This is a genomic window from Pauljensenia hongkongensis, from assembly GCF_001746855.1.
Lineage (GTDB): Bacteria > Actinomycetota > Actinomycetes > Actinomycetales > Actinomycetaceae > Pauljensenia > Pauljensenia hongkongensis.
In genome coordinates this window covers 2,041,964-2,062,132 of the sequence record NZ_CP017298.1, presented here as the reverse complement: position 1 = coordinate 2,062,132, position 20,169 = coordinate 2,041,964, and the positions used below count along the sequence as shown (strand labels likewise).

Genomic DNA, 20,169 nt, shown 5'->3' with positions numbered 1-20,169 from the left:
CCGGGCAGCAGGCCCGCTTCGAGGGCGGCGCGGTCACCGGCGCGCCTGGGCACCCACGCGAGGCGGGCGCCGCTGCGCTGGGCCAGGGCGCGCACCGCTGTGAGCAGCCCGGGGGTGCGGGCGGCGCGCTCGCCCACCAGGACGACTCCCCCTGACAGGGCGCCGAAGAGGGCGGCGTTCTGGCCGCCGGGCGCGATGGAGTCGACGACGGCGGGCTCAGTGCCGGGCGCGGAGCGCAGCACTGTGGCGGAGAGCTTCTGGGAGCCGGTGGACGTGTATGGGGCGACAGTGGCGACCCGCGCCCCGCCGCGGCGCACGCCTTTGCGCAGGCGCAGGAAGAGGGCGCCGCACTCGTCCTCGGGCTCCAGGGCGACGAGGAGGACCTGGCCCGCGCGCTCCAAGTCGGAGTAGGTGACGCCCAGGCCGGTGCCCGCGACCGTGGAGGCCAGGAAGGAGCGCTCCTCCTCGGTGGCCTCGCGCGAGCGGAAGTCGATGTTGTCCGATCCCAGGACTGTGCGCGCGAACTTGGACCACGCCCAGGCGTCCTCGAAGGTGAGCCGCCCGCCGGGCAGGAACCCGGCGGAGGGGGCCGCCTCCAGGCCCTTGCGCGCGCGGTCGAGGGCATCCGACCACGAGGTGGGGACCAGTTCCCCGTCCTCGCGCACCAGGGGCGTCCTCAGGCGGTCCTGCCCGTCCCACTCGAAGGCGAAACGGTCCTTGTCGGTGATCCACTCCTCGTTGACCTCGGGGTCGTTGCCGGCCATTCGGCGCACGACCACTCCGCGGCGGATGTCCTGGCGGACCGCCGATCCGGAGGCGTCGTGCTCGCTCACCGACGCGGTGGAGACCAGGTCGAAGGGGCGGGCGCGGAAGCGGTAGGACGCCGCGGTGAGGGCGCCCACGGGGCAGATCTGGATGATGTTGCCGGAGAAGTACGAGGCGAAGGCCCGCCCCGACTGGTCGAGGCCGGCGGGGCCCAGGTCCCCCTCGTTGAAGGAACCGGCGATGGCGTCGGTGCCGTAGGGGCCGGACAGGTCGGGGGCCGAGTTGTCCTTGGCCGCCGGGTCGAAGAACCCGAGTGTGGTGGTGTCGAAGCCGCCGATCTGCTCGCCCATGAAGTAGTGGTCGTCGGTGGGGGCGGTGCCCCCGCCCCGGCCCTGCAGGTCGATGAACACGTCGCCGGAGATCTCCTTGCCGAAGCGCACGCACCTTTGGCACAGGATGCAGCGCTCGCGGTCGAGCAGGATCTGGGAGGTGATGCGCAGGGGCTTCTTGAAGGTCCGTTTGGCGTCGGCGAAGCGGGACTTGCCGCGGCCCTCGGTCATGGCCTGGTTCTGCAGGGGGCACTCGCCGCCCTTGTCGCACACGGGGCAGTCCAGCGGGTGGTTGATGAGCAGGAACTCCATGACGCCGCGCTGGGCGGTGTCGGCCACCCCGGAGGTGTGCTGGGTCTTGACGACCATGCCCGGGGCGACGGTCTGCGCGCACGAGGGCTGGGGCTTGGGCATGAAGCGCAGCTCGCCGGTGTTGCGGTCGGGCATGCCGACCTCGACGAGGCACTGGCGGCACGCGGCGACGGGCTCCAGCAGCGGGTGGTCGCAGAAACGGGGGATGCGGATGCCCGCCTGCTCGGCGGCCCTGATGACCAGGGTCCCCTTGGGTACTGAGACGTGGACGTCGTCGATGATGACGTCGACCATCGTGGGGGCGTCGCTCATCGGGCTCCTCCTCGCGCGTGGGTGGCGGACGCCCCGTAGGGGAAGCGCTCGCGCGCGGGCGTGGTCAGCCCCGCCTCGAACTCCTCGCGGAAGCGTTTGATGCCGGACATGATGGGGGTCGCGGCGGCGTCGCCCAGGGGGCAGAAGCTGCGCCCCGCGATGTTGTGGGCGATCTCGTCGAGCAGGTCGACGTCGCCGGGCAGGCCCTCGCCCCGCTCCAGGCGGAGCATGATCTGCTTGATCCAGTAGGTGCCCTCGCGGCACGGCGTGCACTTGCCGCACGACTCGTGCTGGTAGAACTCGCTCCACCTGGCGATGACGCGGACGACGGACACTGTCTCGTCGAAGACCTGCAGCGCGCGGGTGCCCAGCATGGATCCGGCGGCGCCCACGGACTCGTAGTCCAGCGGGGTGTCCAGCTCGTCCTCGGTGAAGATCGGCGTGGACGAGCCCCCGGGGGTCCAGAACTTCAGGCGGTGGCCCTGGCGGATGCCGCCGGCCATGTCGATGAGCTCGCGCATGGTGATGCCGAAGGGCGCCTCGAACTGGCCGGGGTTGGCGACGTGGCCCGACAGGGAGAAGATGCCGTGGCCCTTGGACTTGTCGGTGCCCATCGAGGAGTACCACTCCGGCGAGTTGCGGAAGACGCCCGCCACCTGCGCGATGGTCTCGACGTTGTTGACCACGGTGGGCCGGGCGTACAGACCCGCGACCGCGGGGAAGGGGGGCTTGAGGCGCGGGTGGCCCCGGCGCCCCTCGAGGGAGTCGAGCAGGGCCGTCTCCTCGCCGCAGATGTAGGCGCCCGCGCCCGCGTGGGCGGTGATGCGCAGGCCGCCGAGCACGCCGGATTCAGTGGCCTCGCGCACGGCCCGCAGGAGGCGGCGGTAGACGTGGGCGACCTCGCCGCGCAGGTAGACGAAGGCGTGGTCGCAGCCGATGGCGCGCGACGTGATCGCGATGCCCTCGATGAGCACGTGCGGGTTGCCCATGATGAGGGGGATGTCCTTGCAGGTGCCGGGCTCGGACTCGTCGGCGTTGACGACGAGGTAGCGGGGCCCGCCGTCGTCGGGCGGCAGGAAGGACCACTTGAGGCCGGTGGGGAAGCCCGCGCCGCCCCGGCCCCGCAGGCCCGAGGCCTTGACGGCGTCGATGATGGCGGCGGGCTCCATCGTGCGGGCCCTCTCCAGCCCCTGGTAGCCGCCGCGCTGGCGGTAGGAGTCGAGGGTCCAGGAGCGCTCCTGGCCCCACCCGTGGGTGAGGACCGGGGTGAGCGGCCCGGGCGCGCGGTAGGTCGTCACGCCTGCTCGCCCCCCTCCGCCTGGGCGCCGCCGGGGACGGCGACGGGTTCGGTCCACCCGTTCTCCTGGGCGATCCCCACGCCCAGGAGCGTGGCCGGGCCCGCGGAGGGGCCCTCGTCGGCGCGGCCGTCGGGGAAGCCCGCCAGGAGCCTCTCGTTCTCCTTGAAGGCGGGCGCCACGGCGGGGCCGCGCGTGGGGTGGATGTCGCGCCCGGCCTCGATGTCGTCGATGAGCGCCAGCGCGGACTCGGGCGTCTGGTTGTCGAAGAACTCCCAGTTGACCATGACCACGGGTGCGTAGTCGCACGCGGCGTTGCACTCGATGCGCTCCAGGGTGATCCGGCCCGACTCGCTGGTCTCGTCGCTGCCGACGCCGACCTTGGCGGAGACCCTCTCCCAGATCTCGTCCCCGCCCATGACCGCGCACAGGGCGTTGGTGCACACGCCCACGAGGTAGTCGCCGGTGGGGTGGCGCTTGTACTGCGTGTAGAACGTGGCGACGGCGGAGATCTCGGCCCGGGGCAGGTCGAGGATCCGCGAGATCAGGTCGATGCCGTCGGCGCTGACGTAGCCGTCGACGGACTGGACGAGGTGGAGCATCGGCAGCAGGGCGCTGCGCGAGTGCCCCTCGGGGTAGCGGGCAATGATCTGCGCGGAGTCCGCCCGCAGCCGGGCCTCAACGTCTGGGGTGTAGCTCATCGGTCAACGCCTCCGAGGACGGGGTCGATTGCGGCCAGGGAGACGACCACGTCGGCCAGCTGGCCGCCCTCGGTCATCATGGCCAGTGATTGAAGGTTCGCGAAGGAGGGGTCGCGGAAGTGCGCGCGGAAGGGGCGCGTCCCCCCGTCGGAGACCAGGTGGACTCCGAGGATCCCCTTGGCGTGCTCGACGGTCTGGTAGACCTGCCCGGCGGGCACGTGGAACCCCTCGGTGACCAGCTTGAAGTGGTGGATGAGGGACTCCATCGACTCCCCCATGATCTCGCGGACGTGGTCCGGCGAGTTGCCCTGCCCGTCGGAGGCGACGGACAGGCGCGCGGGCCAGGCGATCTGCGGGTCGGACACCATGGTGGGCGCCCCCTCGCAGGCATCCAGGCGCTCCAGGGCCTGCCACACGATGCGCATCGACTCGTAGCACTCGTCGAAGCGCACCATCGTGCGGTTGTAGACGTCGGACTGGTCCCGGGTGGGCACGTCGAACTCGTAGTCCTCGTAGCCGCAGTAGGGCTGGGTCTTGCGCAGGTCGAGGGGCAGGCCTGCGGCGCGCACCCCCGGGCCCGTGTGGCCCAGGGCCATGAGGGCGCTGAGCGGCATGACGGCCACGTCGCACAGGCGCTTCTTGAAGATCGGGTTCTCCTGGAGGATGTCCTGGAGCTCCCCGATGTCGCGGCGCACGCCCCGCAGGCGCTCCCGGATGTAGCCCGTGGTTCCCTCGCCGATGTCCTGGATGACGCCGCCGGGGCGGATGTACTCGTGGTTCATGCGCAGCCCGGTGACGCGCTCGAAGACCCGGAGGATCTCCTCGCGCCCGCGGAAGGCGATGGTCATGATGGTCGTGGCGCCCATCTCGTTGCCCGTGGAGCCGATGGCGACCAGGTGCGAGGCGATGCGGCACAGCTCCATCATGACGACGCGGATCATCGAGGCGCGCTCGGGCACGTCGTCGGTGATGCCGAGCAGCTTCTCGACGCCCAGGCAGTAGGCGGCCTCCTGGAAGAACGGCGCCACGTAGTCCATGCGCGTGCAGTAGGCGACGCCCTGGGTCCAGGTGCGGTACTCCATGTTCTTCTCGATGCCGGTGTGCAGGTACCCGGTGTCGACGCGGGTCTCGCGGACCTTCTCGCCGTCGAGCTCCAGGATGAGGCGCAGCACGCCGTGCGTGGAGGGGTGGACGGGCCCCAGGTTGACGACGATGCGCTCGGAGGTGAGCTTCTCGATCTCGGCCAGGACCTCATCCCAGTCCCCGCCCTGGGCGAGGACCTCGGGGATGTCGTCGAGGGGCAGGTCGGCGGCGCCGGGCGCTGCGTGGAAGGCGGGTCGGCTCATCAGTTCACGCTCCTACGCGTGTCGGGGGGCGGCGTGGTGGCGCCCTTGAACTCGACGGGAACGCCGCCCAGGGGGTAGTCCTTGCGCTGGGGGTGGCCCACCCAGTCGTCCGGCAGGGCGGTGCGGGTCAACGAGGGGTGCCCGGTGAAGACGATGCCGAGGAGGTCCCACGTTTCGCGTTCCTGCCAGTCGTTGGCCGGGTAGACGGAGACGATGGAGGGGATGCGCGGGTCCTCGTCGGGGCAGGCGGCCTCGAGGCGGATCATCCGGTTGTGGGTGATCGAGTACAGGGGGTAGACGGCGTGGAGCTCGCGCCCGGTGTCGGCCGGGTAGTGGACGCCGTTGGTGCCCAGGCACATCTCGAAGCGCAGGTCGGGGTCGTCGCGCAGGTAGGAGGCGACGCGCACGATGTGCTCGCGGGCGATGAAGACGGTGAGCTGGCCGCGGTCGACGACCACCTTCTCGATGACGTCGGCGACTTCGAGGCCGTCTGCTCCGATGCGCTCCTCGAGGACGTCGACGGCCTGGTCGAACCAGCCGCCGTAGGGCCGGGCCGCCTCACCGGGCAGGAAGGAGTCGGCGACCAGCCCCGAGAAACCGGAGGTGGAGGAGTCGGCGCCGGCGCCGAAGAGGCCCTCGCGGCGGGCGATGGGCTCGGGCAGCGCGAAGCCGCGCGGGGACGGGGCCGCCTCGGCCCGGGCGGGCGCGCCCTCCCCGGGGATCGACAGGTCGCTCATACGAGGAGTCCCTTCATCTGGTGGGTCGGGGTCGCCTCGAGGGCGGCCCGCTCGGCTTCGCGCGCGATCTCGCGGCGGTGGACGCCCAGGGGCTCCTTGCCGATCTGCTCGCGCAGCACCAGGACCGCGTGGATGAGCGCCTCGGGGCGGGGCGGGCACCCGGGCAGGTAGACGTCGACGGGCACGATGTGGTCGCAGCCCTGCACGACGGCGTAGTTGTTGAAGACGCCGCCGGAGGACGCGCAGGCGCCCATGGAGATCACCCATTTGGGCTCGGGCATGGAGTCGTAGACGCGCCGGATGATGGGAGCCATCTTGTGGCTGACGCGGCCCGACACGATCATCAGGTCCGAGTGGCGGGGCGAGGCCCGGAAGACCTCCAGGCCGAAGCGCGCCATGTCGAAGCGGGGGGTGCCCGCGGCCATCATCTCGATGGCGCAGCACGCCAGGCCCATGGTGACGGGCCACTGGCTGTGCTTGCGGGCCAGTCCGAGCACTTTCTCGACGCTGGTGAGCGCGATGCCCGCGGGCAGGGATTCTTCAAGACCCATGTTTCTCCTCAGTCCCTCTCCGTCAGTAGTCCAGGCCGCCGCGGCGCCACTCGTAGGCGTAGGGCACGGCCAGGGTCACCAGGAAGCTCATCATGACGGCCAGGCCGAAGAGGCCGAGCTGGTTGAAGCTGACCGCCCACGGGTACATGAAGACCACTTCGATGTCGAAGATGATGAAGGTCATGGCGACCAGGTAGTAGCGCACGGGGAAACGGCCCTCGGTGAGGTGGGCGCTGGTGGGCTGGATGCCGCACTCGTAGTTGTCCGCCTTGGTCGTGGACTTCTTCGTGGGGCCCAGGACGGCGGAGGCGGCCAGGCCCCCGAACGCCAGTACGAGGGCGGCTGCCGACATGATGAGCAGCGGCACGTAGGGATTCGTCATTGTTCCTCCCGGGGTGTGGGCGAGGTGCTGGTCGTGGTCATGCCGGGGGCACCAGCTTCGTCAGCGTTGTGATGAGTCGGTCGTCGATGTCGCCGCCGTGGCGCTCGTACCCGTCCGAGAGTAGCTTGTGGACGAGTTTCATCAGGCGCGGCACGGGCAGGCCCAGGTTCGTGCACGCCCTCATGATCCGGGGCTTGCCGATGAGGGCGACGAAGGCGCGCCCGAGCTGGTAGTAGCCGCCGTACTCCTCGCGCAGCAGGCGGGGGTACTCGCCCATGGCGCGGTCGAATCCGGCGCGGGTCGTGCGGCGCAGGGCCTGGACGGCGCAGGAGGCGGCGAAGCGCCCGGCGCGCATCGCCGGGGCGATGCCCTCGCCGTTGAAGGGGGAGACCATCCCCCCGGCGTCGCCCACCAGGGCCAGGCCCTGGGCATAGTGGGGGGCGCGGTTGAAGCACATGGGCAGGGCGGCCGAGCGCAGGGGGCCGATCTGGTTGCCGGGGGTGAGCCCCCATTCGGCGGGCAGGTTCGAGGTCCACGCCTCGAAGACCTTCTTGTAGGGCAGGTCGGTGCCGCCCGCGCGGGAGGAGACGGAGCCGAGTCCGACGTTGACGACACCGTCGCCCATGGGGAAGATCCACCCGTACCCGGGCAGCAGGTCGGAGCGCCCGGGCTCGCCGCTCCACAGCTCCAGGTGGGACTCCATCCACTCCTCGTCGCCCCTGGGGGAGCGGAAGTAGGCGCGCGCGGCGACCCCCATCGGCCGGTTGGCCCGCTTGGCCAGGCCGAGGCCGGTGGACAGGCGCGCCGCGACTCCGCCCGCGTCGACGGTGAGGGGGGCGCTGACGGTGTAGGAGCGGGCGTCCCTGCCCCGCCCGGATCTGACGGCGACCCCGGTGACGCGGCCCGAGGCGTCCGTGGTGGCCCCGGTGGCGGTGGCGCCCTCCACCAGGCGAGCCCCGGCCTCGACGGCGCGGCGGACCAGGGCGTGGTCGAGGTCGGCGCGGGCGCGGGTGAGCCCGTACCCGGGCAGCGACTTCTGGTCGGGCCACTCCATGTGGATGGTGTGCCCGCCGCCGATGACGGTCAGGCCGCGGTTGCGCGCCCATCCCGTCGTGTCCACGCCCATGGCGGCCAGCTCGTGGACCGCGGCGGGGGTGAGCCCGTCGCCGCAGATCTTGTCGCGCGGGAATGCGCTCTTGTCGAGCAGGAGGACGTCCGCGCCCGCGGTGGCCAAGTGGTAGGCGGTGGCGGCTCCAGCGGGGCCCGCGCCGACGACGACGACGTCGGCGCAGGTATCGCCCTCGCTGTTGGCTGCCACCTTCATCCTCCGTGTCCATGGGTTGCGCGCACGCACGTGCGCGACGGACCGCGCGCTTGCGATCCGTTGGCCCACATTAACCATCGGGGTGACCCGGCGCACCTCGATCCCGTTTCGGCCTGTTTCCGCGGCAAAACGGGGGCGGCGCCCGCGCGTCGGAGCGGAATTTGCGAATGCCCCGCTTTCCTTAATCGCGGGCGGGCCGGGGACGCCGGGGGGCGGCGCCCGCCGCACTCACGACACGGGGTAGCAGTGCTCGGGCCGGGCCAGGCCGGGGCCGAAATCGACCTCCCGCCCGTCGATGCGCCACGTGTTGCGCGAGACGCGCTCGATGTCCTCATCGCGCGCCAGCCACGCCCTGGCCGTGCCCTTCTCCTCCTCGGTGAGCCACGCGACGGGGTCGGAGGAGGACTTGAAGCCCGCGACGGCGGCGACATCGCGGAGCCATTCGATCTGCTGGTCGTTGAGCAGGTTCTTCACGTGGCGGAAGAACACGACATCGGGATCGACGTCGATGAGGGAGCGCAGCCACAGGCGCGCCACGGAGCCCTTGAAGGCGTTGCGGGCCTCGGCGTCCGAGGGGTCCTCGGTGGCGTAGTTCTTCCAGATGGGCGCCACGTCGCAGCTGACGCGGATGCCGTCGAGGACGCCGATGGAGGGGATGACCAGGGCCCCCGAGCCCAGCAGGTACGCGTCGGGCGCCTCCTCGCGGATGACCGCGCAGCCGAGGCGGTACGCCTCGTCCCCCCAGGCTTCCTGGAAGCGCTGGCCGGGGACGGCCGCCGCGTTGATGAAGTCGAGTTTGAGGTAGCCGATGCCCGCGCCGACCAGGGTGCGCACGAGGCCGCGCAGGTAGTGCTGCGCGGTGGGGTGCGTGGTGTCGAGCGCGTAGTACGGGCCGCCCCAGTTGTATCCGGCGACCACGGGGGAGCCGTCGGGGCCGTGGACGAACGCCTCGGGGTGGGCCTCCAGCAGGGGCGCGCCCTCGCGGGCGATGAAGGGCGCGACCCACAGCCCGGGCGTCATTCCGTGGTCGCGGATCCTCCGGGCGCACTCGGCGAGGTCGCCGAACTTGGCGTTCGGCCGCCAGTCGCCGACCCCCGCCTGCCACCCGTCGTCGATCTGCACGGTCCGGTACCCCAGGCCGGCCAGGGAGTCCAGCTGCTCCTCGATGTCGCGCCACGTGACCTTCTCGTAGTAGGAGTACCACGAGCACCACACGCGGGGGGCGGGGCGGCGCGGCAGGGCGCGGGGGGCCAGCGCCGCCGTGTAGCTGTCGAAGACCCCCTGCTCGTCCCCCCAGGCGACCATCCACAGGGCGTCGCCGCCGGGGTCGAAGCCGACCAGCGTGTCCTCGTCGCAGCGCACGCAGGGGTGGGCGCCGTCGAGGGCGCCCACGAGCAGCGCCTCGCCGCCCTCCCCGCGCGCCACGGCCCCCATCCACGATCCGTGGTGGCGGAAGGGGTCGTCGGAGGAGGGGTCGTCGGCGGTGGTGCGCCGCTCGGGGTCCGCGATGCGCAGAGGGGGCCCGTCCAGGGCCGACCAGCCGCTGGGGGACCAGGAGTTGTGGCCGCTGCGGTAGTACTGGCCGCCCGCCATCGAGTGCAGGATCGCGACGCGCGATGCCCTGATGAGCACGTGGCCGTCGCCCTCCTTGACGATGCGGGCGCCGGGGGAGGCGAGCAGGGGGGCGCCGTTGGGCAGGGCGGGGGCGGGGCTGGTCATCGCGTGGTCCTTCGTGTGGGGGCGGGCCCGTTAGCGCCGGGCCCGGGCGGGCGGGAGTCGTCGGCGGCAGGGGACGAGGCGGGGGCCGCTTCCCACTGCGGCACCGGCCCCCGCCTCGTCGATGGGGCTACTTGAGCAGGTCGTTCGCCTTCTGGTTGGCGGCCTCCAGGGTGGACTTGGCGTCCGCCCCGTCAGCGATCGCCTTGATGGCGTCCTCGATGAGGGTGTTGACCTCGTCGCCGTGGGCCAGGACGGGGACCGGGAAGGTCTCCTTGTTCTCGACCACGCTGGTGAACGCGGAGTTGTCCTGCCCCTGCGCCTCGCGCGCCTTGAGTGAGGCCTCGGTGCCCTTCGTGGCGGCCGGGAAGATGACGCCGGACTCGCCGACCTTGACCTGGCACGCCTCGGAGCCCATGTAGGCGACCCACTTGAAGGCCTCGTCGGGGTGGGTGGTGCCCGACCACACGACGTCGTGCAGGCCGTTCATCGCGGAGCGGCGGCCGATGGGGCCCTTGGGCAGCGGCGCGAAGGCGAAGGCGCGCTGCGCGTCCTTGCCCAGGTAGCCGCTGGCGGTGAAGGAGCCCTGGATCGTGGACGCCGCGGTCCCCGCGTTCATCGTGGCCTCGGTGCCCAGCGTGGACTGCTGGTCGTACTTGGGGGCGTAGCCCTTGTCGATGAGGCCGTGGATCCAGGTGACGGTGTCGACCAGGGACTGGTCGGAGTAGTTGAACTTCGTGGGCGCCACGTTGCGGTCGCCGTAGGTGAAGCCGTTGGAGGCGGCCAGGTTGCCCCAGCCGTTCTGGCCGATGGCCCCGTCGGCCCACTCGGGGTAGAAGCCGTAGCGCACGACGTTGCTCTTGTCGAAGTCGGGGTCGAGGCCGTTCTTGCCGTTGGCGTCCACGGTGGTCTTGGCGATGAACTGCTCGAAGGTGCCGCCGTCAGTGGGGTTCCACGTCAGTTCCGCCATGTCCTCCTTCGAGTACCCGGCCTCGGTGGCCACGGCGGTGTCGTACAGGAGGCCCTCCGTGTCCCAGTCCTTGGGCAGGCCGTAGCGCTTGCCGTCGTACTTGGACAGGTCGGCCAGGCCGGGCTGGTAGATGGAGTCGTCGACGCCCGCCTTCTGGGCCATCTCCGTCAGGTCCATGATCTGGTTGTTGTCGATGAACTGCAGCAGGTGCGCCGAGTGGTTGGTGAAGACGTCGGGGGCGTTGCCCGCGGACAGCTGCGTGGTGAGCGTCTCCCAGTACTGCCCCCACGCCGTCTGGGTGATCTTCACGGTGATGCCCGGGTTGGCCGCGTGGAAGTCGTCGGCGCACTGCTGGTAGAGGGGCGCCTGGCGGTCGTCCCACAGCCAGTAGTTGATGGTGACGCCGTCGGCGCCGGATTCCCCTCCGGTGGTCGAGGAGGTGTTCGCGTTGCAGGCGGCCAGGGACGCGGTCATGAGCGCCGCGAGGCCGACACTGGCTATGGTGCGGGGTTTCATGGTATTCCTTCGGGTCGGGGCACGGGGCCTATTTGATTCCTGAGAAATTGAGCGATTCGACGAGCTTGCGGCCCATGAGGACCAGCAGGATGAGAACGGGGATGACGGACAGGGTCGAGCCCGCCATGAGCCCCGTCCAGTCCGGGGCGCGGTTGGGGGACTGCTGTTGGAAGATCCCGAGGGCGACGGTGAGCAACTGGGCGCCGTTCCTCCCCACGAGCAGCGGCCACAGGAAGTCCTTCCACATCCCGATGATAGTGATGAGGGCCATCGTCATGATCGGCCCTGTCGACATGGGGATGGTCACGCGGAAGAAGCGGGCGATGGGCCCCAGGCCGTCGAGCATCGCGGCCTCCTCGATCTCGCGCGGCAGCGAGAGGAAGAACTGCCGTAGGAAGAACACGGAGAAGGGCGCCATGAACAGGGCCGGCAGCATCATGCCGTGCATCGTGTCCAGCCATCCGAGCTGCTTGACCAGGACGTAGTTGGGCAGCAGGGAGAAGATGCCGGGGACCATGAGCGCGCCGATGACGCACCCGAAGAGGAGGTTCTTGCCGGGGAAGCGCAGCCGGGCGAAGGCGTAGGCGGCGCACGCGGCGAAGAAGGTCTGGGCGATGGCGATGCCGCCGGAGTATATGAGGGAGTTGGTCGTGGCGATCGCGAAGTTGATCGTGGCGCCCGAGCCCCCCGCGGCCTGGGCCTCCTCCACGGAGACCAGGCCGAGGATCCGTTTGAAGTTGATGAGGGTGGGGTGGGAGGGCCACAGCCTGGTGGAGTCGGCGATGAGGTCGGCCTGGGGGGTCAGCGCGGTCCTGATCATCCAGTAGAAGGGGAAGACCGTGACGAGGACCGCCAGGGCGATGATGATGTAGGCGGCGACGCGCGACGCCTGGATTCTGCGCAGCACTGGTGCTCCCCTTTCAGGCCAGGTCCGACGTTCCCGCGCGCATGAGGCGCAGCTGGATGGCCGTGAGCACGCCGAGCACGCAGACCAGCAGCATGGCGACGGCGCTGGCGTAGCCCATCTTCAGGAACGTGAATTGCTGGTAGATGTAGTAGTAGATGACGCGCACCGCGGGTATGGGGTGCCCGGCGTAGCCGATCTGGACGGTGTCGAATATCTGGAACGAGCCGATGAGGCCCATGACGAAGACGAGGACCAGGACGGGGCGCAGCAGGGGCAGGGTGATGGAGAAGAACATGCGCGCCTCCCCCGCCCCGTCCAGGGCGGCGCTCTCGTAGAGCTCGCCCGGGATCTGCAGCATCCCGGCGTACAGCAGCAGCGCCGTGTAGCCCGTGTACGCCCAGATGTTGATGCCCGCGACGATCGGCATGGCGGCGCGCTCGTTGAAGAAGGTGACGCCCTCGATGCCGATGCCCTTGAGCAGGTGGGTGACGAAGCCGAGGTTCGCGTCGAGCAGCCACCCCCAGATCAGGGCGATGGCGACGTTGGGCACCAGCCAGGGCAGCAGCAGCATGGAGCGCACCCACGTCGAGCGGGCGAAGCGCTGCATGAGGGCGGCGAGCAGGAGCCCGAGGAAGGTCTGCCCGATGATGTTGTAGGCCGCGTAGGCGACGGTGACGACGAAGGCGTTCCAGACCTCGGTCGAGCCCAGCGCGGCGGAGTAGTTGTCGAGGCCGACGAAGTTGGGGGGCTTGAGCATCGAGAAATCGGTGAACGAGTACCACAGGCCCCGCAGGGCGGGATAGACGTAGAATACGAGGAAGCCCGCGAACGAGGGCGCCAGGAGGACTGCAGCCGCAATCCGGTCGTCCCTGCGCTTCCTGGCACGGGGGGCCGCTGTGCGCTCCCCCGCCACCGCTGGACTCGTCATTGAGAACACCTCCATTGATGTGACACGACTAATGAAACATCTTTGACAAACTTTGTCAAGACCATTGACAGAATTGCTCCCCACTGCTTGACTTCCTTATATGGGGGACCCTCCTCCACAGTCAACACGGAAGGATTCTCAAGGATGAGGACTGCAAGGAAAACGGTGACCGCAGCAGCGGCCGGGCTCCTCGTGGCCGCCGGGGCGTGCCTGCCCGCGGCGCTCGGGACCGGTTCGGCCTCGTCGATCGCGTCCACGCCGTCCGACCAGTGGCAGCCGGTCGCATCGGCCCCCGCCCCAGTGGCGAACCCGCTCAAGGGCTTCATGCCCTTCGCCCCCGACGACGGCTCCGCGCCGCCCTCGGCCTCCGACGGCCTCGGGTACACGATGGAGTGGACCTACATGCCGGTGTCCTCCGTCGTCACCGGCTACCACGCCTACGACTTCTCAGCGTTCGAGGCGCGCCTGAACCAGATCGGCCAGCGCGGCCACCAGACCATCTTCCGCTTCTACCTGGACTACCCGGGCCGGCCCACCGGCGTGCCCCAGTACCTCATCGACCAGGGCATCGACACGTCCCGCACCTACACCGTCTTCGACAACAACAAGATCTCCTTCTCCCCCGACTACAACGACTCCCGCGTCCAGGACATGATCCTCGACTTCGTGCGCGCCCTCGGGGAGAAGTACGACGGCGACGCCCGCATCGGCTTCATCACAGCGGGGCTCATCGGGTTCTGGGGCGAGAACCACACGTGGCCGATGAACGGCGAGACCAGCGCCGACAACCCCAAGGGAGAGAACTGGATGCCCGCCCAGGACTTCCAGGACCGCCTCGTCGCCGCCTGGGACGACGCCTTCAACACGACCGCCGTCCAGTACCGCGAGCCCTCCGCGGCCACGAAGGCGCACGGCATGGGCTACCACGACGACTCCTTCGCCTACTCGACCCTGGACAACGTGGACTGGCACTTCATGTCCCACATGAAGGCCGAGCACGAGGAGGACGCGTGGCAGCACGCGCCCATCGGCGGCGAGGTCTACCCGCCGCTCCAGACCTGCATCTTCTCCCAGCCCCTGGGCTGCCCGGGGGCCGACGCCGAGAAGGCCCAGGGGCGCAACTTCGACATGGACGCCTCCTTGGACGCCACCCACGCCACGTGGCTCATGAACCACAAGGCGTTCTCCGAGGGCTACACCGGCGCCGACCTCGAGCGCGCGAAGACCGCCAACGCCCGCATGGGCTACGTGCTCAGCGCCACGCGGGCGCGCGCCTCGGTGTCCGAGCCCGCCTCGAACGGGGCCGGGACCCGCACCGTGTCGGTGGAGGCCGAGATCGCCAACAGCGGCCTGGCGCCCTTCTACGCGGACTGGCCCCTGGAGTTCGCCCTGCTCGACCCCTCCGGCGCCGTCGTGGGGACCCAGCGGGCCGGGGGCGTGCTGCCCACGATCCAGCCCGGCGCCAGCGCCACCGCCCGCGCCGACATCACGGTTCCCGCCGACGCGGGCGACCTGGCGGTGACCATGCGGGTCGTCAACCCGTTGCCCGGAGGCGCCCCCGTGGCCTTCGCCAACGAGGGCATGGGCACGCGCCTCGAGGGCGCGCTCACCCTGCCGCTGGCGGTCTCGACGCTCCAGACGGGCCCCGCGCCCAGCCCTAGCGCCTCCCCCGACCCCGCCGGGACGGCCACCCAGGCGCCCGCGGATCCGGGTGCCCCCACCGCCAGGCCGACTGCGGGGACGAAGGCCTCGCACCTGGCGAACACCGGCTCGCTGACGGCCCCCCTCATCATCGTGGCCGCAGTGGCCGGGGCGGTCGGCGCGCTCCTGGTCCGGCGCAAGCGCTGAGGACCGGGCGGGTGCGGCCCGGCCCGGCCGCACCCGCCTGAGCGGGCCGCAACGCGCCCTCACACGATAAACTTGTGGCACAAGGGAGGCGGGCACCGCCATGATCCGAGGACGCACCATGCTTGAAGCTTTTGGACCCGACCGCGTCCGTGAGTTGAACTCGCTCACGGTGATCTCGTACCTGCGCGGCGTGGACTCGGCGACCGTCACCCAGCTGTCGCAGGCCACCGGGCTGTCGCGCACCTCCATCTCCTCCACGGTCGCCCACCTGGAGAAGCTGGGGTGGATCCTCTCTCTGCCCCCGGCGAACGGGAACCTGGCCGGCCGCCCCGCCAAGCGCTACCGCTTCGCGTCCACGGCCGGCCTGGTCCTCGGCGTCGACATCGGCGCGAACCGCGTCAGCGCACTGCTCACGGACCTCAACGGCGCGGAGCTCGGCTACGCGGAGGACCCCGTCTCGCCGCGCACCCCCGCCGCGACTCGCGTGGAGCGCACCCACGGGGTCATCGACGAGGCCCTGAACCGCGCCGAGGTCGACGCCCAACGGGTCTCGGTCGTCTCCGCCGGCCTCACCGGCCCGGTCGACCTGGAGGGGAACAGCCCCTTCGGCAACACCCTGCCCGGCTGGTCCGCGGTCAACATCGTCCAGGATCTCTCCGAGCGCTACGGGCGGAGAGTCCTGGTGGAGAACGACTGCAAACTCGCCCTCACCGCCGAGGCGTGGAGGGGCCAGGCCATCGGGGTGTCCAACGGGGCGTTCATCATGGCCGGCGCCCGCGTGGGCGCGGCCTTCATGATCGACGGCGTCGTCTGCCGGGGCGGGGGCGGGGCCGCGGGCGAGGTCGGCGCCCTCGACATCCTGCGGTGGGCGAAGGCCCCCGCGATCTTCACCCGCCACCCCGACCTGCCCAAGGGACTGCCCCTCATCATGGCCGCCGAGTGGGTGTGCTCGCGGATGCGCGGGGGCGACCGCGAGGCGGCGCGCCTGGTGCACGAGTTCGCCCACGACCTGGCCGTCGGGGCGGCGGCCCTCGCGCTCACCGTCGACCCCGACGTGCTCATCCTCGGCGGCGGCATCTCCGCCTCCGCGGACCTGTGGAAGGACCCCTTCGCCGAGGCCCTGGCCCCCCTCGTCCTGCGGATGCCAGAACTGCGGGTGTCCCAGCTGGGCTCCCGCGGGGTCGTGGAGGGCGCCGCGTGGCGGGGCGCGCAGTTCCTCGAGGCGCACTCGTACTCCGACTACCTGCTGCCCGCGCAATCCCTCACCCAGCACGCCTAGTCCCTCGCGCAGCCCGCCCTGAAGCCTGCGCCTCCGTCTGCACCACTTAGGCACTGCCCGCACCACTTAGGCCCCCGACACGCCGGGAGGACCAGGGCCCGCTCGGGCCCAAGTGGCGCAGCCGCGCGCTAAGTGGCGCAATGGCCGACTCGCGCAACACGCCCTGAAGCCTGTGCCTCCGTCTGCACCTGCACCAGCACCAGCACCACAGCACCAGCACCACTTGGACACTGCCCGCACCACCTAGACCCCCGACACGCCGGGAGGACCAGGGCCCGCTCGGGCCCAAGTGGCGCAGCTGCGCGCTAAGTGGCGCAGGGGCGCGCTAAGTGGCCCAACCGCGGGCGGATCCCGCAGAGCGGAGCACTAGGGCGCGTCTCTTCAGTGGGCCGGGTGAGGATCGTGTGGGTGAGGAGGCCTGCTGTGTGGACGATGGCGAGTGCGTCCGTGGCGGGCGGCCAGTGCGCCCCCTCCATTGCTTGTAGGACGCGAAGGCCTGCTCGACGACGTCGCGCATGGCGTGGGAGGCGGGGGCGAAGGAGCACTCGCCCCCGCGTCTGCGCCTGGCCGCTTCCTTGTCCTCCCCGACGGGGATATGGCAGGAGAACCCGCGCCTTGGGCAGTGCCCGCTCCTCGCGCGCCAGGAATGCCCGGCCAGTCGTTCGGGTCTCCCAGGAAAGAGACAGCCCGCTCCTCGCGCGCCAGGAATGCCCCATCGCAGCGGAGGCCGTGACGGCGGCGAGTGCGCCCGCGCCTCGCGCGAGAAGCGCCCCCTGTGTCGGCGCGCACCACGTCCGGCCTCGCCCGGGCCCCCGCACAGTCCACCCACGCCCCCGCACAGTCCGCCCACGCCCCCGCGCAGCCCGCCCACGCCCCCGCGCAGTCCGCCCAGGCACTCGTCCCAACACTTTTGTCTAGAATATTGCATAACCCATCCGCCACGAGAATAATTGATGGCGCCCATAGACGGCACTCACCCGACGGAGGAACCATGGTCGCCGAGCTGCGCATTGGAATCATCGGCCTCGGAGCCAGAAGCGCCATCGCAGCGAACCTGGCCAGGACGGGCCTCGGCGCCCGCCTCGTGGGCGGAGCCGACCCCGACCCGCAGATGCGCGCGCGTGCGGCCCGAGCGTTCGGCGAGCACCTGGCCTGGGTGGAGGACACCGACCAGCTCCTCGCCGCCGGGATCGACGCGGCGATCGTCACCAGCCCAGACGACACGCACGAGGCCATCACCTGCGCACTGCTGGAGGCCGGCGCCGCCGTCTACCTGGAGAAGCCCATCGCCATCACGATCGAGGGCGCCGACCGCGTCCTGGAGACCGCGTACCGGACTGGGACCCCCCTCTACGTCGGGCACAACATGCGCCACATGGCGGTGGTGCGCACGCTCCGCGACGTCATCCGCCAGGGGACGATCGGACAGGTGAAGGCCATCTGGTGCCGCCACTTCGTGGGCAACGGCGGCGACTACTACTTCAAGGACTGGCACGCCGACCGGTCGCGGACCACCGGCCTGCTGCTGCAGAAGGCGGCCCACGACATCGACGTCATGAACTGGCTCTCCGACTCCGTCCCCGCCCGGGTCGTCGCCATGGGCGACCTCATGGTGTACGGCTCGCTGGCCGACAGGGCCCCCCGCCCGGGCCAGCTCATGCAGGACTGGTTCTCCTTCGACAACTGGCCCCCCGAGTCCCTCACCGGCCTCAACCCCACGATCGACGTGGAGGACATGTCGATGCTGCTCATGCGCCAGGTCTCGGGGGCCATGGTCTCCTACGAGCAGTGCCACTTCACGCCCGACTACTGGCGGAACTACACGGTGATCGGCACCCGGGGCCGCGCCGAGAACTTCGGCGACGGCCAGGGCGGCGTCGTGCGCGTGTGGACCCACCGGCGCGGCTACGACGCCAAAGGGGACATCGAGATCCCGCTCCGGGGGGACGCCGGGGGCCACGACGACGCGGACGTCGCCACAATGGCCGAGTTCCTGCGCTTCGTCCTCAACGGGGAGCCCACCGACACCACGCCCCTGGGGGCCCGGGAGGCTGTTGCCGCCGGGGTCCTGGCGACCCGTTCGCTGCGCAACCACAACACCCCCTACGACGTGCCCCGCGTCCGCCCGGAACTGGCGGCGTACTTCGAGGACAACCAGCGGCGCGCCACCCGGCTGCGGGGCGCGTAGCCGCGCCCCGGCGCTGGGGCGCGCGCAACCCGGACCACTGAACTGAGCCGGTTCCGGTGCGGAAAGCGGCTGAGACGGCCCGCTGAGGAGGCCGGCCCTCGGCCCCGCGGCGGAAGACGGCTGACCCGTTCCCCTAACGGCCCGCGCACCGGTAGTATAAGAACACTCATTACAAATGAGTGTTGCATATTCGCGAGATGCGTGAGGAGACACGGATGTCCCAAACCCTTGAAGAGATCGCCAGCCAACCGCGGCTGTGGAGGCGCGCACTGGAAGTCGACGCCTCCCCGCTCCCCCGCGACGGCGAATCCCTGGCAGTCGTCGGATGCGGCACCTCGTGGTTCATCGCCCAGGCGTACACCACCGCCCGCGAGCGCGAGGGCAAGGGACCGGGCGACGCGTTCACTGCGACGGAGTTCCCCTGGGACCGCCACTACGACCGCGTCATCTGCCTGTCCCGATCGGGAACCACCACTGAGGTCGTCGACGTCCTGCGCCGCCTGGCCGAGCGCGGCACCCCGGGACTGCTGGTCACAGCGGTCGGCGGCGGACCCGCCTCCCCCTTCGCCTCCGCCGAAGTCGTCCTCGGCTTCGCCGACGAGGAGTCCGTGGTCCAGACCCGTTTCGCCACCAGCGCCCTGGCCTACTTCCGCGCCTCGCTCGGCCATGACATCGCCGCGGCCGCCGCCGACGCCGAGCTCGCGCTGGACGCCGAGCTCCCCCAGCGCTGGGTCGACGCCGACCAGATCGCGTTCCTGGGCACCGGCTGGACCATCGGGCTCGCCAACGAGGCCGGCCTGAAGCTCCGCGAGGCCTCCCAGTCGTGGACCGAGGCGTACCCGGCGATGGAGTACCGCCACGGCCCCATCTCCATCGCCCAGCCGGGGCGCCTCACCTGGGTGTTCGGCCCGGTCCCCGAGGGCCTCGGCGAGCAGGTGGCCGCGACCGGCGCGGAACTGGTGTCCTCGCAGTGGGATCCGATGGCCCACCTGGTCCTCGCCCAGCGCCTCGCCGTCGCGCGCGCCGCGGCCCGGGGCCTGGATCCCGACGCTCCGCGCAACCTCACGCGCTCGGTGATCCTGCCGTGAGCGCCGACGACCGGGGCGGCGGAGCGGAGGGGGGCGCTCCCCGCCCCGCCGCACCGGGACGCGCCCTCCCCTCCGGCGGCGCAGGACACAGCCCCTCCCCCGCCGCACCGGTCCCCGCGGCCATCGGGATCGACATCGGCGGCACCACGGTCAAGGGCGCGCTGGTCGGGCAGGACGGCTCCGTCCTCGGAACGGCCGGCCCACGCGCGACCCCCGTCGACGACGTCCCCGGCCTGGTCGGCGCCGTCGTCGGCCTCGTGCGCCGCCTGGACGCGGGACGGGGAGTGCCCGTGGGCGTGTGCGTTCCCGGGATCGTCGACGAGGCCCTGGGCGTCGGCGTACTGTCGGCCAACCTCGGGTGGCGCGGCGCCCCACTGCGCCGGCTCCTCTCCGCCGCCCTCGGCTCCCCTGTCGCGCTGGGCCACGACGTGCGCTGCGGCGCCCTGGCCGAGTCGCTGTGGGGGGTGGGCGAAGCGGACATGCTCTACGTCGCCATCGGCACGGGGATAGCCTCGGCGCTCGTCATCGGCTCGCGCCCCTGCCCCGCTCCCGCGTGGGCGGGCGAGATCGGCCAGATCGTGGTCGAAGACCCCGACCACCCCGGCAGGAGGGCCCCCTCGAGCAGATCGCCTCCGCCTCGGCCATCGCCCGGCGCGCCGCCGAAGCCGGAATGAT

At 71.1% G+C, this 20,169-nt stretch carries 17 protein-coding genes; 5 read left to right on the top strand and 12 right to left on the bottom strand.

Annotation, left to right across the window (positions count from 1 at the left end):
- From BH719_RS08535 to BH719_RS08480, 12 genes are all read right to left on the bottom strand, one after another.
- Nucleotides 1–1,718, bottom strand: a 1,718-nt coding sequence (locus BH719_RS08535) for an NADH-quinone oxidoreductase subunit G (RefSeq protein WP_009744442.1), incomplete at its 3' end; no start/stop codon positions are given.
- Nucleotides 1,715–3,016 (bottom strand): NADH-quinone oxidoreductase subunit NuoF, encoded by a 1,302-nt coding sequence (nuoF, locus tag BH719_RS08530; protein WP_009744441.1) that lies wholly within the window; start codon nucleotides 3,014–3,016, stop codon nucleotides 1,715–1,717. The genes BH719_RS08535 and nuoF, both read right to left, overlap by 4 nt.
- On the bottom strand, nucleotides 3,013–3,714 hold the full coding sequence (gene nuoE / locus BH719_RS08525) for an NADH-quinone oxidoreductase subunit NuoE (protein ID WP_009744440.1): 702 nt from the start codon (nucleotides 3,712–3,714) through the stop codon (nucleotides 3,013–3,015). The genes nuoF and nuoE overlap by 4 nt, the downstream gene beginning before the upstream one ends.
- Nucleotides 3,711–5,060, bottom strand: coding sequence for an NADH-quinone oxidoreductase subunit D (locus tag BH719_RS08520; RefSeq protein WP_009744439.1), 1,350 nt, complete (start codon nucleotides 5,058–5,060; stop codon nucleotides 3,711–3,713). Before BH719_RS08520 ends, nuoE begins: the two co-directional genes overlap by 4 nt.
- Nucleotides 5,060–5,797, bottom strand: a complete 738-nt coding sequence (locus tag BH719_RS08515) for an NADH-quinone oxidoreductase subunit C (protein ID WP_009744438.1) — start codon at nucleotides 5,795–5,797, stop codon at nucleotides 5,060–5,062. Before BH719_RS08515 ends, BH719_RS08520 begins: the two co-directional genes overlap by 1 nt.
- Nucleotides 5,794–6,348 (bottom strand): NuoB/complex I 20 kDa subunit family protein, encoded by a 555-nt coding sequence (locus BH719_RS08510; protein ID WP_009744437.1) that lies wholly within the window; start codon nucleotides 6,346–6,348, stop codon nucleotides 5,794–5,796. The genes BH719_RS08515 and BH719_RS08510 overlap by 4 nt, the downstream gene beginning before the upstream one ends.
- 22 nt (nucleotides 6,349–6,370) lie before the next feature.
- Entirely contained in the window at nucleotides 6,371–6,730 is a 360-nt protein-coding gene (ndhC, locus tag BH719_RS08505) for an NADH-quinone oxidoreductase subunit A (protein ID WP_009744436.1), read from the bottom strand.
- Between the two features lie 37 nt (nucleotides 6,731–6,767).
- Entirely contained in the window at nucleotides 6,768–8,054 is a 1,287-nt protein-coding gene (locus tag BH719_RS08500) for a geranylgeranyl reductase family protein (protein WP_009744435.1), read from the bottom strand.
- Between the two features lie 228 nt (nucleotides 8,055–8,282).
- A complete protein-coding gene (locus BH719_RS08495) occupies nucleotides 8,283–9,773 on the bottom strand; it encodes a glycoside hydrolase family 36 protein (protein WP_009744434.1) in 1,491 nt (496 codons plus the stop codon).
- Between the two features lie 127 nt (nucleotides 9,774–9,900).
- Complete coding sequence (locus tag BH719_RS08490; protein WP_009744432.1) at nucleotides 9,901–11,256, bottom strand: ABC transporter substrate-binding protein; 1,356 nt, start codon at nucleotides 11,254–11,256, stop codon at nucleotides 9,901–9,903.
- 28 nt (nucleotides 11,257–11,284) lie between these two features.
- Nucleotides 11,285–12,163, bottom strand: a complete 879-nt coding sequence (locus tag BH719_RS08485; protein WP_009744431.1) for a carbohydrate ABC transporter permease — start codon at nucleotides 12,161–12,163, stop codon at nucleotides 11,285–11,287.
- A gap of 13 nt (nucleotides 12,164–12,176) precedes the next feature.
- Entirely contained in the window at nucleotides 12,177–13,091 is a 915-nt protein-coding gene (locus tag BH719_RS08480) for a carbohydrate ABC transporter permease (protein WP_034255412.1), read from the bottom strand.
- Nucleotides 13,092–13,235: 144 nt separating this feature from the next.
- Here BH719_RS08480 and BH719_RS08475 point away from each other — a divergent pair, with 144 nt between their 5' ends.
- The 5 genes from BH719_RS08475 to BH719_RS10260 all read left to right on the top strand — a co-directional run bounded on the left by BH719_RS08475 (nucleotide 13,236) and on the right by BH719_RS10260 (nucleotide 20,168).
- Nucleotides 13,236–14,939: a DUF4832 domain-containing protein gene (locus BH719_RS08475; protein ID WP_009744428.1), complete on the top strand. Its 1,704-nt coding sequence runs from the start codon at nucleotides 13,236–13,238 to the stop codon at nucleotides 14,937–14,939.
- Nucleotides 14,940–15,057: 118 nt separating this feature from the next.
- Nucleotides 15,058–16,218, top strand: coding sequence for an ROK family transcriptional regulator (locus BH719_RS08470; protein ID WP_009744427.1), 1,161 nt, complete (start codon nucleotides 15,058–15,060; stop codon nucleotides 16,216–16,218).
- A 991-nt stretch (nucleotides 16,219–17,209) separates the two neighbouring features.
- Nucleotides 17,210–18,406, top strand: coding sequence for a Gfo/Idh/MocA family protein (locus tag BH719_RS08465; protein ID WP_009744425.1), 1,197 nt, complete (start codon nucleotides 17,210–17,212; stop codon nucleotides 18,404–18,406).
- 215 nt (nucleotides 18,407–18,621) lie between these two features.
- A complete protein-coding gene (locus tag BH719_RS08460; RefSeq protein ID WP_034255410.1) occupies nucleotides 18,622–19,494 on the top strand; it encodes an SIS domain-containing protein in 873 nt (290 codons plus the stop codon).
- Nucleotides 19,491–20,168, top strand: a complete 678-nt coding sequence (locus BH719_RS10260) for an ROK family protein (protein ID WP_009744423.1) — start codon at nucleotides 19,491–19,493, stop codon at nucleotides 20,166–20,168. The genes BH719_RS08460 and BH719_RS10260 overlap by 4 nt, the downstream gene beginning before the upstream one ends.
- Nucleotide 20,169 lies beyond the last annotated feature (1 nt).

Coding starts and splice junctions, on each gene's coding strand:
- nuoE (WP_009744440.1), bottom strand. CDS start 3,714: ATGAGCTACACCCCAGACGTTGAGGCCCGGCTGCGGGCGGACTCCGCG.
- BH719_RS08520 (WP_009744439.1), bottom strand. CDS start 5,060: ATGAGCCGACCCGCCTTCCACGCAGCGCCCGGCGCCGCCGACCTGCCC.
- BH719_RS08515 (WP_009744438.1), bottom strand. CDS start 5,797: ATGAGCGACCTGTCGATCCCCGGGGAGGGCGCGCCCGCCCGGGCCGAG.
- BH719_RS08510 (WP_009744437.1), bottom strand. CDS start 6,348: ATGGGTCTTGAAGAATCCCTGCCCGCGGGCATCGCGCTCACCAGCGTC.
- ndhC (WP_009744436.1), bottom strand. CDS start 6,730: ATGACGAATCCCTACGTGCCGCTGCTCATCATGTCGGCAGCCGCCCTC.
- BH719_RS08500 (WP_009744435.1), bottom strand. CDS start 8,054: ATGAAGGTGGCAGCCAACAGCGAGGGCGATACCTGCGCCGACGTCGTC.
- BH719_RS08495 (WP_009744434.1), bottom strand. CDS start 9,773: ATGACCAGCCCCGCCCCCGCCCTGCCCAACGGCGCCCCCCTGCTCGCC.
- BH719_RS08490 (WP_009744432.1), bottom strand. CDS start 11,256: ATGAAACCCCGCACCATAGCCAGTGTCGGCCTCGCGGCGCTCATGACC.
- BH719_RS08480 (WP_034255412.1), bottom strand. CDS start 13,091: ATGACGAGTCCAGCGGTGGCGGGGGAGCGCACAGCGGCCCCCCGTGCC.
- BH719_RS08475 (WP_009744428.1), top strand. CDS start 13,236: ATGAGGACTGCAAGGAAAACGGTGACCGCAGCAGCGGCCGGGCTCCTC.
- BH719_RS08470 (WP_009744427.1), top strand. CDS start 15,058: ATGCTTGAAGCTTTTGGACCCGACCGCGTCCGTGAGTTGAACTCGCTC.
- BH719_RS08465 (WP_009744425.1), top strand. CDS start 17,210: ATGGTCGCCGAGCTGCGCATTGGAATCATCGGCCTCGGAGCCAGAAGC.
- BH719_RS08460 (WP_034255410.1), top strand. CDS start 18,622: ATGTCCCAAACCCTTGAAGAGATCGCCAGCCAACCGCGGCTGTGGAGG.